Origin of the sequence: Chitinophaga sp. 22308, assembly GCF_052045305.1 — a bacterium.
Taxonomy (GTDB): domain Bacteria; phylum Bacteroidota; class Bacteroidia; order Chitinophagales; family Chitinophagaceae; genus Chitinophaga; species Chitinophaga varians_A.
In genome coordinates this window covers 398836-416561 of record NZ_JBQEOP010000004.1, presented here as the reverse complement: position 1 = coordinate 416561, position 17726 = coordinate 398836, and the positions used below count along the sequence as shown (strand labels likewise).

The 17726-nt window shown below is 50.0% G+C and carries 8 protein-coding genes; 5 read left to right on the top strand and 3 right to left on the bottom strand.

The window, feature by feature from the left end; genetic code table 11:
* Window positions 1–110: 110 nt before the first annotated feature.
* Complete coding sequence (locus tag ACTJJS_RS17795; protein WP_440664687.1) at window positions 111–5711, top strand: alpha-2-macroglobulin family protein; 5601 nt, start codon at window positions 111–113, stop codon at window positions 5709–5711.
* Window positions 5712–5784: 73 nt separating this feature from the next.
* Here ACTJJS_RS17795 and ACTJJS_RS17790 read toward each other — a convergent pair whose 3' ends face one another.
* Window positions 5785–6954, bottom strand: a complete 1170-nt coding sequence (locus ACTJJS_RS17790; protein ID WP_440664686.1) for an MFS transporter — start codon at window positions 6952–6954, stop codon at window positions 5785–5787.
* A gap of 11 nt (window positions 6955–6965) precedes the next feature.
* On the bottom strand, window positions 6966–7901 hold the full coding sequence (locus tag ACTJJS_RS17785) for an alpha/beta hydrolase (protein ID WP_440664685.1): 936 nt from the start codon (window positions 7899–7901) through the stop codon (window positions 6966–6968).
* Between the two features lie 90 nt (window positions 7902–7991).
* Here ACTJJS_RS17785 and ACTJJS_RS17780 point away from each other — a divergent pair, with 90 nt between their 5' ends.
* From ACTJJS_RS17780 to ACTJJS_RS17770, 3 genes are all read left to right on the top strand, one after another.
* Window positions 7992–8876 carry a LysR family transcriptional regulator gene (locus ACTJJS_RS17780; protein ID WP_440664684.1) on the top strand — a complete coding sequence of 295 codons (885 nt, stop codon included), beginning with the start codon at window positions 7992–7994 and terminating at the stop codon, window positions 8874–8876.
* 603 nt (window positions 8877–9479) lie between these two features.
* Window positions 9480–12440 carry a SusC/RagA family TonB-linked outer membrane protein gene (locus tag ACTJJS_RS17775; RefSeq protein ID WP_440664683.1) on the top strand — a complete coding sequence of 987 codons (2961 nt, stop codon included), beginning with the start codon at window positions 9480–9482 and terminating at the stop codon, window positions 12438–12440.
* A gap of 30 nt (window positions 12441–12470) precedes the next feature.
* Window positions 12471–13970 (top strand): RagB/SusD family nutrient uptake outer membrane protein, encoded by a 1500-nt coding sequence (locus tag ACTJJS_RS17770; RefSeq protein ID WP_440664682.1) that lies wholly within the window; start codon window positions 12471–12473, stop codon window positions 13968–13970.
* A 58-nt stretch (window positions 13971–14028) separates the two neighbouring features.
* Here ACTJJS_RS17770 and ACTJJS_RS17765 read toward each other — a convergent pair whose 3' ends face one another.
* Window positions 14029–15081, bottom strand: coding sequence for a PDDEXK nuclease domain-containing protein (locus ACTJJS_RS17765; protein ID WP_440664681.1), 1053 nt, complete (start codon window positions 15079–15081; stop codon window positions 14029–14031).
* A 169-nt stretch (window positions 15082–15250) separates the two neighbouring features.
* Here ACTJJS_RS17765 and pbpC point away from each other — a divergent pair, with 169 nt between their 5' ends.
* Complete coding sequence (pbpC, locus tag ACTJJS_RS17760; RefSeq protein ID WP_440664680.1) at window positions 15251–17647, top strand: penicillin-binding protein 1C; 2397 nt, start codon at window positions 15251–15253, stop codon at window positions 17645–17647.
* The last annotated feature ends 79 nt before the right edge of the window (window positions 17648–17726 follow it).

Here is a 17726-nt window from a genome sequence, read left to right as displayed (position 1 = left end):
GTTATTTGAAAACCTTGCCGGTATTTCAAATAACCAAATATTTCAATACATAAATTAAAAAAATAGTTCGATCTTCGTCGGGAATCGTTAATCACCATAATCCATTCCTGATGCACCCAACAAAACGGCTATTTGCTGTAGTAGCATTATTTGTTTCCCTGGTGGCATTGTCGCTGATAAGCGGCTGCCGGACCACAAAAAAAGAGATGAACCCCGGATTCGCGAAGTATATTGACGCCTATACCGCCGGTATTATCTCCAAACAAAGCCCTATCCGTGTTCAACTGGCAGGGCAGGTAAACGTAACGCATACCCAGAATGAACAACTCGATAAAGAGGTGTTCGATTTTTCCCCTTCCATCAAAGGGAAGTCTTATTGGGTAGACGCCACCACTATCGAATTCCGGCCCGATGAGAATCTGCAGCCAGGTAAAACCTACCAGGTCAATTTTAAACTGGGCAAAATCATGGATGTGCCTTCTGACCTGAAATCCTTCGATTTCGAGTTCAAAGTCATCAAACCATCTTTCTCGATTGACATGTTAGGTTTGAAAGCCAGTACCAATACCACACTGGACAAGATGACCTATACCGGCGCCGTATATACCGCCGATGTGGAAAGCCCACAGTCCATCGAAAAACTGCTCACCGCACGCTATGGCGGCAAAACGCTGCCCGTTACCTGGCAGCATAACGCTGCCGACCGTACGTCGAAATTCACGATCGCGAACATAGAACGCGGCAACATAGCCCGCAACCTTGAAATCAGCTGGGACGGCTCCGCCCTTAAAGTGGACAACAGTGGCAAAAAAACAGTGGAAGTTCCCGCCGTAGGCGATTTCAAAGTGCTCGACGTAAAAGCGATGTCTGACCCCGAACAGCACCTGCTGGTACAGTTCTCCGACCCAGTCAGCGTAGCCCAAAGCCTGGAAGGCCTTATCGGCATCAGCGGCCAGGGCGATCTCCGCTATACCATCGATGGCAGCGAAGTAAAGGTATATGTGCCCGTTCGCCTGGAAGGCAGCTATAATGTAGTGATCAACGAAGGCGTGATCAATATCACCGACAAACGCCTCGGCCAGTCCTACAGCGCCAATGTGAATTTCGAAAACACCCTGCCCGCCGTAACGATTCCGGGCAAAGGTGTGATCCTCCCCGAAAGCAATAAACTGGTGATGCCGTTTGAAGCGGTCAACCTCAACGCGGTAGACGTCACCATCATCAAAATATACGAAAACAACGTTCCGCAATACCTGCAACAGAACAACCTTAACGGCGACGTGGAGCTGCGCCGTGTAGGCAAGCCTGTCGTCGAAAAAACCATTCGCCTCGATACCGACAAATCCGTTAACCTCCACAAGAAAAACCGCTTCTTCCTGGACCTTGATAAATTGCTCCGCACCGAACCAGGCGCCATTTACCGTATCACCATTGGTTTCCGTAAAGCCTATTCGCTTACGGCCTGCACGGAAGTGAAAAAATCCGACAGCACCAGTACCAGCAGCGGAGAGGGTGAAGAAGAAGGTGAAATGGATGAAAGTGAATATTACGGCAGCGGCCAAAAGCTGGATGACGACGATGACTTCTGGAACCGTTACGATAGCTACTATCCTTATGGTTACAACTGGACCCGCCGCAACGACGCCTGCTCCAATTCCTACTATAACAAAGACAAATGGGCATCCCGTAACGTGATCTGCTCCAACCTGGGCCTGATCGCCAAAAGAGGCAATAACAACAGCATGCTGGTAGCGGTAACGGACATACGCGATACCAAACCGCTCACCGGCGTAGAGTTGGAACTGCTCGACTATCAAAACCAGGTGATCTTCAAAACCAAAAGTGATGGTGAAGGGTTGGCTACGTTCGATCTGAAACGCAAGCCTTACCTGCTGATCGCGAAGAAAGACAACGAAAGAGGCTACCTGAAACTGGATGACGGAAGTTCCCTGCCCCTGAGCCGTTTCGATGTACAGGGCGAAGAAGTACAGAGCGGCATCAAAGGCTTCCTCTATGGAGAAAGAGGCGTATGGCGCCCCGGCGATTCCATCTACCTGACTTTTATGCTGGAAGACAAAGATGACAAGCTTCCCGCAGACCACCCGGTAACACTGGAACTGTACAACCCTAAAGGCCAGCTGTACAAACGCATCAACCAGCACGAAAACCTGAACGGCTTCTATAGCTTCGCCACCGCCACCCAACCCGAAGATCCAACCGGCAGCTGGGTAGCGAAAGTGAAAGTAGGTGGCGCCACCTTCCAGAAAAATGTGCGCATAGAAACCGTGAAGCCCAACAGGCTGAAAATAAAAATGGACTTCGGCGCCAACACCGCCCTGTCTAAATCCGGTACCACCGGCACCCTGTCGGCCATGTGGATGTTCGGCGCCACCGCCCAGCACCTGAAAGCCAAAGTGGACGTATCGCTGGTACAGGCATCCACCAGCTTCAAAAACTACTCCGGCTTTACATTTGATGACCCGGTAACACATTTTGAAACTGAAAACAAAACCATCTTCGAAGGCCCGCTGAGCGAAACCGGCACGGCACCCGTGAAAGCCGATATCCAACTCGGTAAACTGGCACCGGGACAGTTAAAAGCCAACTTCGAAGTAAAAGTATTTGAGCCAGGTGGCGATTTCAGCATCGACCACTTCTCCATGCCATACAATCCGTTCACCTCCTACGTGGGACTGCGGCTGCCAGAGGGCGACCGCACCACCGGCATGCTGCTCACCGACCAGACACATAACGTGGAAATCGTAGATGTAGACGATAAAGGCAACCTCATCGCCGGCTCCCGCGAAGTACAGGTAGAAGTATACAAAGTACGCTGGAGATGGTGGTGGGACGGAGGAGAAGACGAATACTCCAACTTCACACAGGACAGCTACAATCAGCTGCTGACCAAAGAAACCGTTACCGTTACCAATGGTAAAGGCCAATGGCCGCTGCGTATCAACCAGCCTGATTGGGGCCGTTACCTCGTACGGGTTAAAGACCTGCAGAGCGGCCATACCTCCGGTAAGTCCGTATATATCGACTGGCCGGGATGGGCACAGCGCATGCAGAAAGAAAACCCCGCAGAAGCGGCCATGCTCGTGTTCACCTCCGACAAACAGCACTACAAGGCAGGAGAGGACATCAACCTTACCATACCCAGCAGTGCCGGCGGCAGAGGCCTGATCAGTATCGAGTCCGGCAGCAAGGTGCTCAAAACCTTCTGGATCAACACCCAGCAGGGACAAACAACTTTCCGTTTCAAGGCGGAAAAGAACATGACGCCCAATATATACGTCAACGTTACCCTGCTGCAACCGCATGCACAAACTGTCAACGACCTGCCGATCCGCATGTATGGCACTATCCCCATCACCGTGGAAGACCCGGGCACTATCCTGAAACCGGTGATCAGCATGGCCGATAAACTGAAGCCTGAATCAGAAGCCAATATTACCGTCAGCGAAAGCAACGGTAAACCCATGACATATACCATCGCCATCGTTGATGAGGGCCTGCTGGACCTGACACGTTTCAAAACACCGGACCCGCACAGCGCCTTCTATGCCCGTGAAGCACTCGGCGTAAAAACATGGGACCTGTTCGACTACGTAGTCGGCGCATATGGCTCCGACCTGGAACGTATCCTCAGCATCGGTGGTGACGAAGGCCTGAATAAAAACGCCGGCGCCGCTAAAGCCAACCGCTTTAAACCGGTCGTGAAATACATGGGGCCTTTCTATCTTAAAGGAGGCCAGAAACAAACTCACAAATTCAAGCTGCCGCCGTACATCGGCTCCGTCAAAGCGATGGTGGTAGCCGGACAGGACGGCGCCTACGGCTTTGCCGAAAAAGCCGTGGCCGTGAAGAAGCCGCTGATGCTGCTGACCACCGCACCACGTGTATTAGGCCCGTCAGAAACCATACAGGTGCCGGTTACCGTCTTCGGTCTTGAGCCTACGGTACGTTCTGCCAATGTGACCATCAGCACCAGTCCGCTGCTGGAAGTGGTAGGGGAAAGTACCAAGACCGTGACCTTCCCGCAACCGGGCGAACAGATGGTGTACTTCGATGTGAAAGTGAAACCGCAGACCGGTGTCGCGAAAATCAAGGTAACCGCCAGCAGTGGCGCAGAAAGGGCGGAAGAGGCCATTGAAATGAACGTGCGCAACCCCAACCCGGTGATCACTAACGTGGCAGACTATACGCTGGAAGCCGGCAAAAGCTGGAGCACACCGTTTAGTCCTGTAGGCATGGCCGGCACCAACTCCGGCGTGCTGGAAGTATCTACTATTCCGTCGCTTAACCTCGGCAAACGCCTGCAATTCCTGATAGATTACCCGCATGGCTGTATCGAACAAACCACTTCCGGCGTGTTCCCGCAACTGGTGCTGAACCAGCTGATGGACCTGAAAGAAAGCCAGCTGGCAGAAATAGACCGCAACGTAAAAGCCGGTGTCAACAGGCTCAAAGGCTTCCAGACTTCCGACGGCGGCCTCTCTTACTGGCCGGGCCAGGCACAGTCCGATGAATGGGGCACCAACTATGCCGGTCACTTCCTGCTCGAAGCACAAGCCAAAGGCTATACACTGCCGCCAGGCCTGCTGGACCAATGGAAAAAATACCAGCGTAACAAAGCCACCACCTGGGCGCCCAACACCCAGAACTTCTATGGCGGCGATCTTACACAGGCGTACCGCCTATACCTGCTGGCACTCGCCAAAGTACCGGAAGTAGGCGCCATGAACAGGCTGAAGGAATTCCAGTTCCTGTCCACGGCCGCCAAATGGAGACTGGCAGCAGCCTACAAACTGGCCGGTCAACCAGAAGTGGCCAACTCACTGGTACAAAAACTGAGCATTGAAGTAAAACCATACAACCAGCTGGGCGGCACCTTCGGCTCTGATCTGCGCGACAAAGCGATGATCCTGGAAACACTCACCATCCTGGGCCAGCGCAACCGCGCCAATGAACTGGTGAAACATATCGCTTTCAATCTGTCCCAAAACGACCAGTGGTACAGCACACAAACCACGGCATATGCACTGATCTCGATCGCTAAATTCTGCGGCAGCAACAAAGGCAGCAGCAAAATCAATCTCAGTTACACGCTCAATGGCGCCAAAGGGACTATAAACGGTCAATCATACGTAGCACAGGTACCTGTCACCTTCAACGGCTCACAGGGTAATATCAGCCTTCAGAACAACGGACAAAACGTACTCTATGTACGCCTCATTCTGCGCGGCCAGCCGGAAGCCGGACAGGAACCGGTGGCCAGCAACAACCCTGAAATACTGGACCTTCAGGTGCGCTATAGTACCCGTGACGGCAAACCGCTGGACCCTGCGACACTGAAACAAGGCAGCGATTTCATGGCCACCGTGACCATCAAAAATCCGGGCAAACGCGGCTACTACGAACAGATGGCCCTGTCACAAATATTCCCGTCAGGATGGGAAATCCTTAACACCCGCCTCATGGACAACGACAGCTCCTTCCACTCGTCGCCAGCTACGTATATGGATATACGTGATGACAGGGTATATACTTACTTCAACCTGGAAGAAACCAAAACACACACGTACAATGTGTTGCTCAATGCTTCTTACCTGGGCCGGTATTATCTCCCGGCGGTTTCCTGCGAGGCGATGTATGACAATACCATCCACGCTTTTTCACCAGGCAAATGGGTAGAGGTAGTGAAATAGGACCGATATATTTCGACATACGAATGGCCATCTCCCCAAAGAGATGGCCATTTTGTTTTCAGAAAACAAGCTGTCATTTCTCAAGCATCATTTGCTCCGCAGGCTCTTCTCCCTTATACCATTGAAGCAACACCAGGCTCAAAGCCGCCACACCAAACAATCCCATTCCCCAGGGGGTATGCTGCACTCCATATTCGCGGATAATCCATCCGCCCGACAAGCTGCCAACAGCTATCCCCAGGTTGCCAAAGGAGATAGACAGGCTGTTGGCAAACTCCGGGGCTTCAGGAGCATAGCTAATCATATACGCCTGCCCGGTCAGAAAGCAGGGCGTATGCAGAAACCCCCATGCCGCTATCAGTAGCAGCGTCATTGCTGAAAACGGTCCTGCATAATATATACCTGCAGCTATGGCCGTCAGGCCCGCGAGGAAGGTGGCTGTTGTCCCTGTAAGGCTATTGCTCAATAACCTTCCCGCCACAAAGTTGCCCGCCACGCCCATCACGCCAAACAGCAACAACATGCCACTGATAAGACCAGGGCCCATGCCGGTCACCTTTTCCAGGTAATCCGCGAAATAAGCGTACGTGGTAAACATGGCCGCGTTCATCAAAAACACCATGACCGAACTGATAAGAAAAGCAGGCTTCCGAAGAATAATAAGATGTTGGCCGACAGATTGTTTTTCTTTCGCCGGCATCGCTGGCAACGCAAACCATATACAACATAATGCCGTCAGGCTGATTATGCCTTGCACCACAAACGATGCCTGCCAGCTGTTGAATATATCTGCGATATACGTGGAGAACGGCACTGTCGTAATGGTAGCAATACCTATTCCGCCTAATACGATGGCCATCATTTTATGCTGGTCTTTTTTATTCGCTGTACCTGTAGCCACCGCTATCGCCGTAGCGATATAAACCGGCTGCAGAAAGGCCGGCAGCATTCTGGCTGCCAGCAGCAGCCAGAATGGGGGAGACAATACCGAAACAATCCCGGAGACCAGAAACAGCAACAGGCTGACCGCCATCACTGTTTTACGGTTGAACCGGGACATGAGCAGCATCATGAAAGGCCCCGCCAGAGCAATGACCATAGCAAACCCGCTCAACAACAATCCGGCTGTCTCAATACCTACGCCGTAGTACCGCGCAATTTGCGGCAGGATGCCAATTACGCCGAATTCTGTGGTGATAACGCCTATCATTCCCAGGCATCCTATATATGCAATCTGTTTCATCACCCCTTCTATTACAAATGAAGACGTAGGAAACCGGCTACTTCCGCAATGGCCTGTTTTCCACTGCTGATCATACCACCCATCTGGAAAAAGCCGTGTATCATACCGGTGTATTCGGTCAACTTTATGTCCACACCGGCTGCCTGTAGCTTCTGCGCATATAATACTGCTTCATCCCGCAAAGGATCATATTGTGCAGTAATAATCAGTGTAGGCGGCACCGTTGTGAATTCTTCGGCCATTACCGGAGACGCATCAGGATGGTTTCTGTTTGCAGGAGAAGGCGTATACAGGTCCCATGCCAACCGGGCGCCCTCCAGAGTGAGATTAGGCCCGTCAGCAAACTCCTTCCATGATGGTGAGCTCAGCGACGCATCTGTAACAGGGTAAATCAATGCCTGACAACGGATACGGACACCTGCCGTTTTCAACGCATGGCTGGCCGCTGCCGCTGCGAGCGCGCCACCGGCGCTGTCTCCCGCCACAGCAATACGGGCCCCGTCAATCTTCAGTTCGCCCGCATGTTCGTTTACCCATTTCAATACATGGCGGCAATCGTTTAATCCATGCGGGAAGGGAAACTCCGGCGCCAGCCGGTAATCCACCGCTATAAACACTGCGTTGGATTGCTTTGCCAACGCCCGTACCGGACGGTCGTGGGTTTCAAGGCTGCCTGCGTTAAACCATCCCCCGTGAAAATATAGCACCGCCGGCAATGACGGCCCGTCAGACGGCCGGTAAATGCGGATACGTATATCACCCGCTGCTGACGGCACATCACGGTCTTCTATGTGAAACAATGCTTCCGGTTCACCCGCCATGGGAATAAACCCTTCGTAAAACTTCCTGCCGGCCAGCACGGCGTCTTCTTCGTCAGGAACAGGAATAGCCTGTATGAATTCCAGGGCTGCCAGCACTTCGGGCGATAACATTAGTTGATCGTTCATCTTTTTTTATTACAAAATTGGCCTCCGGAAGGCCATAAAATAAAATAGCATGATTTATCAACCTCATAAAATTATTTATACCTTCACTGTATGGTAAATCTGGAATGGTACAGAACATTTAAAGCGGTATACCAGACAGGGTCGCTGACAGCAGCGTCCAAAGTGCTGTTTATCTCACAACCTAACGTGAGCCAGCACCTATCGGCCCTGGAGGCGCATGTGGGAAAGCAGTTGTTTGAACGAAAGCCCAGGCTGGTGCCCACCGATCACGGCAAATTGTTTTATACGCAACTAGTGGAGCCGTTGGAAAAGCTGGAACAGCTCGAAACGAATTTCTCCGCAATGTGCCATGAGCAGCAGCTTCCGACCATCCGGCTGGGCACCGTGAAAGAAATATTTCATTCCGTTTTGCTGCCGCGTTTGAAAGCCTTTCCGGCAAACATCATAACGTCATTTGGGTTGACTAAAGACTTGCTGATTAAGCTGGGGAACGGTGAACTTGATTTTGTCATTGCCACACAACGCACAGAAAGGAAAGATATCGTCTTTGAACCTATACTGACAGAGTCCTTTGTCATAGCCGGAAGCACTTCGCTGAACACCAAAAAATTCCATTCCCTGGTCCAAAAGAAGGAACTGGAAAAAGCAGAGGAATGGCTGCTGCAACAGCCCTGGTTGGCCTACAGTACTGACCTTGCCATTATTCGCCGCTTCTGGCTGACCAATTTTAAGAAGCGGGCAGCTATCCATCCCCGCTTTGTCATCCCCGACATGAACACCATCCTGCAGGCGCTTGAAACCATTGATGGGCTTACGGTTGCCGCCGATTACCTGGTAAGGGGGCTTCAGAAAGAAGGCAAAATAAAGATGATATGGAAGGGGGAAACTGCCACCACCAATGTTATTTATCTCGCTTATGATAAAACGAAGACCACCGCCAGGCAGGTAGAACTTATCAAGTTTTTATTTATTTGATAAATTATCGCCTTCTCATCGTTTCCTCTCAAACACTCGTCAACGCTGCATCTCAGCAGAACAAGCCACCTGCTGCCCAACAAAAAAACTGACCATTCATCAAGAAAAATATTTCTGCACTTTCATTTATCATGATAACTTATTATTTTCACGTTCTGAATCTGTCACTTTTAAAGTCAACCAACAGTCAAAACAAAATCTAATTCTAAATCGCAGATGCCTATATTCTAAGAAAGAATCTCGGAAATAGTACGCAGCAGCTTATGAGTAGAAGGGTCCTTTGATACCAGCCTTTGGTATACCAAGTTTTTGCAATGATACAGTCCACCAGATCCCGCTGTATCGTTAATGGGATTTTCTTGCTCCTACTATTTACTGAGTCATTTATATAATGTTTAAAAACAACCGGAATCATTGTGCAACGATTAAAATTTAACCGTGAACATGGGATGACCAACTATTAGTCTAACCTGGCTTCGTTAAGCTATAATATTGTCGTGACCGACAGGAACTGGCACCACTACTGGATTGCCGGGCGAAAGTTCTTTGTCTAAAATGTATACTCTACTTCTCTATTTATCATTTCATCTAAATCGACCGATTATGAAGAAAGCACTACTATTTTTTCTTTGGGTCCTGGTAGCTGTGCCAATGATGGCGCAGCAACGACAGGTGACCGGAAAAGTGACTGACACACGCGACGGTACGCCTTTACTCGGTGTAACCGTAACCGTTAAAGGCTCCAAAGCCGGCACCGCTACCGATGTTGACGGTAATTTTAAAATCAATGTGAACGGTGACGCCACGCTCGCTTTCAGCTTCGTGGGATACGAAACGATTACTATGGCCATTGGCGAAAAGAGCCATGTAATCGTAAAAATGGGACCGGATTCCAAAACACTGAACCAGGTGGAAATCAGCACTGGTTATACTTCCAAAAGAAGAGGCGCTATTACCGGCGCTATCACAACGGTAGACGGCAAACAAGTGGAATCAAGGCCTCAGGGCAACGTGCTGCACAACCTGCAGGGACAATCAGCAGGTACATACGTAATGGCGAATGGCGGACGTCCTGGTGTGGCTCCGGTTATTTTGCTCAGAGGCGTAGGTTCCATCAACTCCGGCACTGCTCCGCTCTACATCGTAGACGGTCAACCGGTAAGCGGCAGTGACTTTGCCCTGATTGCTCCGGACGATATTGAAAACATCAATATCTTAAAAGATGCCTCTGCTACTTCTATCTACGGTTCCCGTGGCGCAAACGGCGTAATCCTGGTGACCATGAAAAAAGGCGTCCGGAATTCCCGCCCGCAGGTTGACTATCGCGGCTTCTATGGCTATGCGGACATCAACCGCTCCAAGTTCAAAATGATGAACACCAAAGACCGCCTGGACTATGAAGTTTTCATTGGAAAAAGAGCAGCAGATGATCCGGCTATTCCTGAACTGATGAAAAATGACTTCAATCAGTCAAAAGTGGTGTTCAAGCCCTCCCAGACACAATCTCATGTGTTGTCTGTAAAAAGCGGTAATGAAACTACTTCCATCTATTTCTCCGGTGAGTATTTCCAGATGGACGGTATCTACTTTGATAATACCTTCAAACGTTACTCCAGCCGCCTGGCCATCGACAACCAGACCACCAAATGGCTTAAAACCGGTGTTTCCATGTACCTCGGTTATATGGACGAAACCACCCCGAACGAAACCCGTAACTCCCTTCAGAACCCGGGTATGCTGGCCTACATGCTGATGCCTTACGAGGACCTGAAAAACCCTGACGGCAGCTGGAGAAAATTCCTGCAATACCAGGCTTACAACGGCGCCAGAAGCCAGCTGTGGACCCGCAGCCAGGGCCTGACCGGCAACAGCAACGACCACCTGAAATTCATCGGTAATGCCTATGCAGAAGCTAACATTACCAAAGAGCTGAAATTCACCAGCCGCTTTGGTATGAACCTCTCCGATTATGTTACTAAAGCATGGAACGCCCCTGAACTGGCTGCCACAGATAATGGCAACGCCACCAGACGTTTCTCCCGCTGGTCTAACGCTATCTGGACCAACCTCCTGAACTACCGCAAAACCTTCGGCGACCACTCTATCAATGCGGTAGCCGGTACCGAATACAATGCACTGACCGACTACGACTTCTCCACTACAGCACGGAACACAGCATTTCCTACGTTGTATGAGTTCGGTGCCATGTCAGTTCCCAGCACTTCCAGCGGAAGCCTGAGCAAATACAGAATGTTCTCGACACTGGCCTCAGTGAACTATGGCTACAAAGACCGTTATTATGCGGATCTCTCCATCCGTCGTGATGGTTCTTCCAAATTCGGCGCCAACAACAAATGGGGTAACTTCTGGGCTGTCGGCCTGTTGTGGAACGCTAAAAATGAAGACTTCCTGAAAGACAACCTGCTGATCAGCGATCTTCGTGTACGTGCCAGCGTTGGTCTGACCGGTAACGATGATATTGGCTTTTATCCTTCCTATAGCATCAACTCTGTTAATAACAGCAGCCCTAACACCACGACCACCAAAGCAGGTTACGAAAGCAAGGCAGGTATGGTGCCTACCCAGGCTGCCAACCCGGACCTGGGTTGGGAAAAGAAACGTAAGTTCAACGTGGGCGCAGACCTCGGCCTGTGGGACAACCGCCTGACCTTTACCCTCGATTACTACCGTGAGCTGACTTATGACATGGTGCTGGACGTACCGGTGTCCTACCTCACCGGTTATAGCTCCATCAAAGCCAACATGGGCAAAATGCAGAACAACGGTATTGAATTCTCTGTCAAATCAACCGTTATCAGCACTAAAGACATCACGTTTAATGTAAGCGGTAACTTCACCTACAACAAAAACAAGGTTACGGAGCTGTATGGCTTCCGCGACGAACTGCTCGGTACAGGTACCGGTATCCTCGTAAAAGTAGGCTACCCTCGCGGACAGTTCAAATACAACCGTTTCTCCAGGGTTAATCCTGACGACGGTACAGAAATCTGGCTGGATAAAAACGGTAAAGAAACCACCAACTTTGATGCTGGCGATGCAGCCATCCTCGATGGTAAAAACATGTACGCACCTTACTATGGTGGCGCCACCTTTGACTTCAACTACAAAGGCATCGGTATCTTCATGCAGTGGAACTACATGCTCGATAAATACAGCGTAAACAATACCCGTGCTTGGCTGGTATGGAACAACGACGCCTGGTATAATACCAACCGCGCTGCCGACCTCTATCAGAATATGTGGAAAAAACCAGGTGATATCGCTAAATACCCTAAATATGGTTCATCCACCGCTTTCGACGACAGATACCTGGAAAACGCGTCTTTCCTGAGATTAAGGGACCTGACTGTTTATTACAATCTGCCTAAGAACCTGCTGAGTGCTACTAAAGCATTCCGTAGTGCACGGGTATATGCCCGCGGTAACAACCTGCTCACCTTTACCAAATGGAGCGGTTATGATCCGGAATATTTCAACAACCTGGAGCTGGGCATCTATCCTGTTTCCCGTTCCTATACCGTTGGTTTGGACCTGACCTTCTAATCCATTACCGAACTTCCTAAAACAGAAAAAATGATAGCTATCAATAAAAAAATATTTCTGACCGCGGCACTGGGAGCAACCATGCTGATGTCTGCCTGCAATAAGAAGCTGGACCAGCTTCCTAACACCAGCGTATCTACCGATGAGATATATACCAGCATCGCTGGCGCCGAAATCGCTTACAACGGTGTATACAGCACGTTCTATAAAGCTGAATACTATGCCCGCGCCTATGTGGTGATTCCGGACCTGGCAGCAGATAACATGATCCTCTCCGCCTGGGCCAACAACGTGTACAATGAAATTCACCGTTGGACCATTCACTCCGGTACCTACGAAACCGGAAACCTGTGGGGGACCATTTATCCGGCCCTGCACCGCTGTAATGTGTTTCTTGCCAACATCGATAAAGTACCCGTGCTTTCCGGAGAAAATGCGGAAACGGTAGGAGCCAGAAAGAAAACCCTGAAGGCACATATCCAGGCATTACGCGCCATGTTTATGTTTGACGCGCTGCGCATCTATTGCAAATACGACCTGAACGATCCGCTGGGCCTGCCATTTGTTACGGCACCTACTACAGAGATCATGCATAAACGCAAATCTGTACAGGAGACCTATAACCAGATCGTACAAGATCTAAACGATGCAGCAGCCAATATCGGCGAGGATAACGCAACCGGTATGACCAGAGTCAACAAATATTTTATTGCTGCCCTGCAATCCAGAGTATACCTCTATTTCAAAAAGTGGGACCTGGCCATCGCTGCAGCAGATAAAGTAATGAGCGTAGCATCCTTCGGTTATGAAACAACCGGCGCCAACCTGCTGAAAGTCTGGAGAGATGATAACAGCGCCAAAGAAATCATCTTTAGACCTGCTATCACCGAGATCAACGAAGCCAAATACTTCTCCTACGGTGTATGGCTGATCTCCGACGACGTTGCCCGTAACAAACCTAATCCGGACTTCATCGCACCGAAAGCTTTCGCAGAAAGCTTTAGCACTGCCGACCTTCGCAGAGCTATCTACTTCCGGAAAGACAGCGTGCGTAACTACAAAAAGGATTCCCTGTATGTGATCAACAAATATCCGGGCAACCCCGCTTACGCCAGCTGGCAGGAAAAATGCAATGCTCCTAAAATCCTGCGTTATGCGGAAGTAGCACTGAACAAAATGGAAGCAGCCTACTATGTTGACAAGTCCGTTTCCAAAACCCTGCTGAAAGCACTGCGCGCTGCCCGTATCCCTGGCTACGACGGAACCATCGTTGATGCTTACGACGATGTTACCCTCCTCAACCAGATCCGGGAAGAAAGAAGAAAAGAACTGGCATACGAAGGCCACCGCTTCTTCGATCTGAAACGCTGGGGCCTTGGCTTCACCAGAAACAGGGAAGGCGACTACCAGGCCGCCGAAAATGCTATCGGTGAAATCAAACCTGATAACTATCGCTTCCAGTGGCCTATTCCACAGGCAGAAAGAGAGTCTAACAAACTCTGCGACCAAAATCCGGGTTACGCTAACTAATCCGTTTATCTATCGTATAAAACCGCCGGCGATCTCCGCTGGCGGTTTTTTTTTCAGGCTATTCTGTCTCGTTTTCAAATAACTCATGCAGCTTTTGCCGTAGCAGCTTTTTATCAGGGAGAAAGGTTTGATATTCGGAGATAATAGCAGGCGACAGGTTTCTGTTCATCGCGTATTCCACTATTTCATCATTTTGTTCTTTGCACAACAGAATACCCACACTCGGCTTTTCATGTTCCCGCTTTACCTTTCTGTCCAGCGCCGTCAAATAAAAATTAAGCTTACCAAGATACTCGGGTAAGAAGGCCGTTGTTTTTAATTCAAACGCCACTAAACACTGCAAGTCACGATGAAAAAACAGCAGGTCCACATAAAAGTCTATGCCGCCCACCGTCACGCAGTATTCTTCACCCACAAAAGTGAATCCATCCCCCAATTCAAGAATAAAATCTTTGATTTTACGGATAAGCGCCTGCCGCAAGTCTTTCTCACTATGTTTTTGGGGGAGATTTAAAAACTCGAATACATATTTATCCCTGAAGAGGAGGCTTTCATCGGTATTGATGTTATTCCCTGATACAGGTGATTGTTGCTGTCCCAACCGCACCCTTTCATATAGACTGCTTTTGATTTGTCGTTCCAGCTCCCGCACAGAGTAATTTTCCTGGATGCATAAACGAAGATAGAAGTCACATTCCTCCCGGGACTTTGTTTTGGTCAGCAGCGTTAAATGATGGGTCCAACTGATCTGCACAATCATCGTATTACGAATATCCGTAAATTGTGTCATCAGTGATGACACAATTTTTTGTTGATTTCCAACCGATTTAACATTGACTATTTCATTAAAATAAACAATATAAGTCTGATACAGCTGACGCATCCGAAACAGGTTTCTTTTTTCAAATCCCTTCAATTGCGGGTGTTTTGTCTCAATAAAACGCGCGAGGTCCGAAATTGTCCCTTCTCCCCAGCTGGCATTGGCTATCTTTTGATGTATATATTCGCCCACCTGCCAGTAGAGATTAATCATTTCAACGTTTACATTTTTTTGGGCGTTATACTGCGAACGCTTTATAAGCGTTACTATTTCCGTAAATTGCTCCGTCATAAAAAAGTTTTTTTGGGTTAATTGGATATGGTTTTAAAAATGAAGCTTCAAATTTAAGTATCGGGAAATGTAATACCCTGTTCATTTTGGTGATGATAATGAACAGATCAGAATGAATGAATTTTAATACCTCAAAACATTAACCCAACCGACAATACCGTTATCACGAATGAAATTTCAACGCTTCAGGCAATGGTGTAAAAAAAGAAAATGGTGGCTGACAGCAGCCGGCATACTACTGATTGCCTATTACTTTTGTTTGCCCCGCCAATTGTTTACCAGTCCCACCTCCTTTGTGCTGGAAGATGTGAATGGCGACCTGCTGAACGCCAGCATAGCGCCCGACGGACAATGGCGCTTTCCCTATAATCCGCACGTACCGGAGAAATTCGAGAAATGTATCATCGCTTATGAAGACAAGCGCTTTTATTACCACTGGGGGTTAGACCCGCTGGCTATCAGCCGCGCCATCCGTCAAAACCTGCGGGGAAAGAAAGTCGTCAGCGGTGGCAGCACCATCACCATGCAGGTGATCCGCATATCCCGCAACCAACCCCGCACCGTGTGGCAGAAAATAGTGGAAGCGGTACTGGCCACCCGCCTCGAATTCGCTGCCTCCAAAAAGAAAATCATCGCACTATACGCTGCCAACGCTCCTTTCGGTGGTAACGTGGTAGGACTGGAAGCCGCCTCCTGGCGCTACTACGGCCGTAAAGCCGACCAGCTGTCATGGGGCGAAATGGCGGCGCTGGCAGTGCTGCCCAACAGTCCGGCGCTGGTACACCCCGGCCGTAACCGCAATACGCTGCTGAATAAACGAAATCAGCTGCTGAATAAACTGTACCGCAACAAAACCATCGATAGCATCACCTGTCAGCTGGCCAAGCTGGAACCCTTGCCGGAACAGCCGCTGCCACTGCCGCAGGACGCGCCCCATCTGCTGGACCGCTTCCGCCTCGACTACCAGCAGCAAAAATCCGATGGCCCCACCCGCATCAAAAGCACTGTGGAAGCATCGCTGCAAAAAAACGTCACGGCCATCGCGGAAAGGTACCACAACGCGTACAAAGCCAACCGCATCAACAACGCGGCAGTACTGGTACTGGACGTGGAAACAGGCAACACCCTCGCTTATGTAGGCAACATCTACAATCCCGCTGACCCGGAACTGGAAAGCCATGTGGACATTATACAAGCCAGAAGAAGCCCCGGCAGCACCCTCAAACCGGTGTTATACGCCGCCATGCTCAACGACGGACTGATACTGCCCAATACCCTGATACCAGACATCCCCACGCAAATAGCCGGGTATTCGCCGCAAAACTTTGACCTTGGCTATGACGGCGCAGTGCCGGCATCCCGCGCACTGGCACGCTCTCTCAATATTCCCGCGGTACGCATGCTGCAGATGTACCGCTATGAACGCTTTCATACACTGCTGCAAAAAATGGGCATCACCACGCTCAATAAACCAGCCGACCACTACGGCCTGTCACTGATCCTTGGCGGCGGGGAAACAACCTTATGGGAGATGTGCGGCATGTACGCCAGTATGGCCCGGACACTCGTCCACCTCGAGCAATACCGCGGCAAATACGATATGGACGATATCCATCCGCCAAACTATCAGGCAGACATACAAAGTCCCTCACAATACGGACTAAGCAAAGAGGGCATTCTCGATGCAGGCTCCATCTGGTACACCTTTGAAGCCATGACGGAAGTAATGCGGCCCGGTGAAGAACTGCTGTGGCAACAGTTCTCTTCCTCACAGCGTATAGCCTGGAAAACAGGCACCAGCTTCGGATTCCGCGATGGATGGGCTATTGGCGTCACCCCCAAATACGTAGTGGGCGTGTGGGTAGGCAATGCGGACGGAGAAGGCCGCCCCGGCCTCATCGGCGTGTCCACCGCAGCCCCCGTCATGTTCGATGTGTTCAGGCTGTTACGTACCGGCAGCTGGTTTACCACGCCCACGGCCCAGCTCCGGAAAGTGGAGATATGCCGCAAAAGCGGTTACCGGGCCAATGAACTGTGCGATGAAAAAGATTCCATCAATGTACCGGTTGCAGGTATCCGCTCGGGTGTATGCCCTTACCATCAACTGGTACATCTCGATCGTACCGGCCAGTGGCGCGTAACAGAAAACTGTGAATCCCCGCAGTTCATGCAGCATAAAGCGTGGTTTATCCTGCCACCATCGCAGGAATTTTATTACCGCAGCAAAAACTACTACGCGCCACTGCCCCCCTATAAACCTGACTGCATCGGCTCTCTGGGGCAGGACAAAGCACCGATCGAACTGATATATCCGCGGCCTAATGCCCGCATCTTTGTGCCCACAGAACTGAACGGTCAGGCCGGACAAACCATTTTCACGGCCACACACCGTAATAGCGCCGCCAAAATATACTGGCACCTCGACAACAGCTTCATCGGGGAAACCGTGGAATTCCATCAGATGGCACTACACCCGCCACCGGGGAAACATACCATCACTTTGGTGGATGAAAATGGTGAAAGAATTGAACAGACTTTTGAGATACTGGCCAAAGAAAAAGACTGATCAATTTCAAATTACGAATTACGAATTACGAATTGAGGGCTGCTCTATAGAAAGGTTAAGTAACCGTTCTGCAAGGCAG

Excerpts from the sequence above, each read along its gene's own strand:
- ACTJJS_RS17795 (WP_440664687.1), top strand. The coding sequence starts at position 111 with ATGCACCCAACAAAACGGCTATTTGCTGTAGTAGCATTATTTGTTTCC.
- ACTJJS_RS17790 (WP_440664686.1), bottom strand. The coding sequence starts at position 6,954 with ATGAAACAGATTGCATATATAGGATGCCTGGGAATGATAGGCGTTATC.
- ACTJJS_RS17785 (WP_440664685.1), bottom strand. The coding sequence starts at position 7,901 with ATGAACGATCAACTAATGTTATCGCCCGAAGTGCTGGCAGCCCTGGAA.
- ACTJJS_RS17780 (WP_440664684.1), top strand. The coding sequence starts at position 7,992 with ATGGTAAATCTGGAATGGTACAGAACATTTAAAGCGGTATACCAGACA.
- ACTJJS_RS17775 (WP_440664683.1), top strand. The coding sequence starts at position 9,480 with ATGAAGAAAGCACTACTATTTTTTCTTTGGGTCCTGGTAGCTGTGCCA.
- ACTJJS_RS17770 (WP_440664682.1), top strand. The coding sequence starts at position 12,471 with ATGATAGCTATCAATAAAAAAATATTTCTGACCGCGGCACTGGGAGCA.
- ACTJJS_RS17765 (WP_440664681.1), bottom strand. The coding sequence starts at position 15,081 with ATGACGGAGCAATTTACGGAAATAGTAACGCTTATAAAGCGTTCGCAG.
- pbpC (WP_440664680.1), top strand. The coding sequence starts at position 15,251 with ATGAAATTTCAACGCTTCAGGCAATGGTGTAAAAAAAGAAAATGGTGG.